Origin of the sequence: Bacillus sp. SIMBA_026 (assembly GCF_046535335.1) — a bacterium.
In the GTDB taxonomy this organism is placed as follows: domain Bacteria; phylum Bacillota; class Bacilli; order Bacillales; family Bacillaceae; genus Bacillus; species Bacillus velezensis.
In genome coordinates, this window is record NZ_JAWRWX010000017.1 from 1 (window position 1) to 1,092 (window position 1,092).

The 1,092-nt window shown below is 41.3% G+C and carries 5 tRNA genes and 1 rRNA gene; all 6 read right to left on the reverse strand.

From position 1 onward, the window contains the following. Positions 1-201: 201 nt before the first annotated feature. A tRNA-Pro gene (locus SB847_RS20420) sits at positions 202-278 on the reverse strand. Between the two features lie 16 nt (positions 279-294). Beyond that, positions 295-371: transfer RNA gene (locus tag SB847_RS20425), tRNA-Arg, on the reverse strand. Positions 372-403: 32 nt separating this feature from the next. Beyond that, a tRNA-Gly gene (locus SB847_RS20430) sits at positions 404-478 on the reverse strand. Between the two features lie 345 nt (positions 479-823). Further along, positions 824-896, reverse strand: a tRNA-Thr gene (locus SB847_RS20435). Positions 897-898: 2 nt separating this feature from the next. Further along, positions 899-973 (reverse strand) — tRNA-Asn (locus SB847_RS20440). A 46-nt stretch (positions 974-1,019) separates the two neighbouring features. Beyond that, positions 1,020-1,092 (reverse strand): 5S ribosomal RNA (gene rrf / locus SB847_RS22615); the annotation flags it as partial.

Here is a 1,092-nt window from a genome sequence, read left to right on the forward strand (position 1 = left end):
GTTGAAGCAGCTTTATTATCTTACCACTCAGCTTCTTTTATGTCAACAACTTTTTTCAAGTTGTTTCCGAAGCTTTTTGTTGTTGTCTGCTGTTCATCAGCGACGTTTAATAATATACCACGGTGTCTCTCTATAAATCAAGCATTTTTTTAAAAAAAGAGAGAAAAAGAAAACCAGTATATTATCTTTAAAGTTTGAGAATGGTCGGGAAGACAGGATTCGAACCTGCGACCCCATGGTCCCAAACCATGTGCTCTACCAAGCTGAGCTACTTCCCGATTTTTAAAAATATTATGGCGCGCCCGAGAGGAGTCGAACCCCTAACCTTTTGATCCGTAGTCAAACGCTCTATCCAATTGAGCTACGGGCGCAATTAATATCACAATATCCCGTTGGGATAAAATGGAGCGGAAGACGGGATTCGAACCCGCGACCCCCACCTTGGCAAGGTGATGTTCTACCACTGAACTACTTCCGCAAGTAAAAATGTAAAGCATGGCCAGAATACAGCCTCAGATAGCGGTAAACTGTATTATTATTTATTCAGTAAAAATCCAAACGGTATAACCCGCAGATCAATCTAAACATACTGCTCATTATGACAAAAGTAATTATATCAAGGTTTTGATAAAAGTCAATACCGTTTAACAATTAATTATGTTAATCTCTTTGAATCATTGAAGCAAGGCTAACTTCATCAGAAAGCGCGCTTTAAACACCTATACCTTAACTGCTGCAATCAGTAACAGTTTTTACTGATCCAAATAAAAAAATAACAGTTCCATAACATGCGGAAACTGCTTCAGATCAACGTATTTAGATAAGCTTCCAAGCGGGCTCGAACCGCTGACCTCTTCCTTACCATGGAAGTGCTCTACCTGCTGAGCTATGGAAGCAATGGCTCCGCAGGTAGGACTCGAACCTACGACCGATCGGTTAACAGCCGATAGCTCTACCACTGAGCTACTGCGGAATATTATAAGCTTCATAAACAAAAACATGGTAGATAAAATAAAAAAGCTTGGCGGCGTCCTACTCTCACAGGGGGAAACCCCCGACTACCATCGGCGCTGAAGAGCTTAACTTCCGTGT